This window comes from Enterobacter cloacae complex sp. P15RS (assembly GCF_014895905.1).
GTDB lineage: Bacteria > Pseudomonadota > Gammaproteobacteria > Enterobacterales > Enterobacteriaceae > Enterobacter > Enterobacter quasihormaechei.
Window position 1 is genome coordinate 1 of record NZ_JADBQL010000046.1, and the last position, 795, is coordinate 795.

At 65.8% G+C, this 795-nt stretch carries 1 pseudogene; it reads right to left on the reverse strand.

Annotation, left to right across the window (positions count from 1 at the left end):
- Window positions 1-795: pseudogene (locus IM267_RS20800) on the reverse strand (RHS repeat protein); the annotation flags it as partial.

The following is a 795-nucleotide window of genomic DNA, read 5'->3' on the forward strand; positions in this document are numbered from 1 at the left end:
CCCGTCCAGCATCGTCACCAGTACCGGGGGGAACGTGACGTTTGCGTCCTGCTGCAGCTTCTGCGCCAGCGTGCGGTATCCCGCCTGCGCCAGCTCCGCCAGGGACGTTTCGATTCTGAGCAGCGGCGTGAAGCTGCCCGGCAGGTACACCGTCTGGATGCGGTTCACCTCCGTCTGCGTGGTGGTGAGCCGGTCGCCGTCGTGGCCGTACCAGGTCACCTCCGGCATCCTGTCCGCACCGTACCACACTTTTTTGCCCACCCGGCGGCCCTGCGGGTCATACAGGTAGCGGCTTTCCCGCAGCGTCTGCCCCTGCCGCATCAGGCGGTGATGTACCAGCCGGTGCCGGTGGTCGTAGTGATAATGGTGGCTGTGGCTGCCGTCGCGGATGTTGCGCCCGTCCTTTTGCGTCAGCCTGCCGTGTTCATCGTGATGGTAAAACCAGTGGACATCCTCGCTGATGCGGTTATCCGGGAAGCGGGCAGGCAGTGCCGGATACTGTATCCGGTCCGCAATACGGTTGCCCGCCGGGTCGGTCAGGTATGCCTCGCTGACGTCAGCCGGGACGAGATGTACCCCGCACAGCCGTCCGGCAGCGTCGTACTGATAGTGGCTCTGCTGCCGGGGGCCGCTGATGCTGACCAGCCGGCCACCGTCATCGTACCCGTATTCCCGGTTCAGTTCCGGCAGGTTCAGCGTGTGGCCCGGCAGCTGCCCGGCAGGGGTGCAGGTCGTGGTCAGGTTGTACTGACCAGAGCTGCGCTGCGTCTCCCGGTGCAGCCGGTCGCGGGTGAA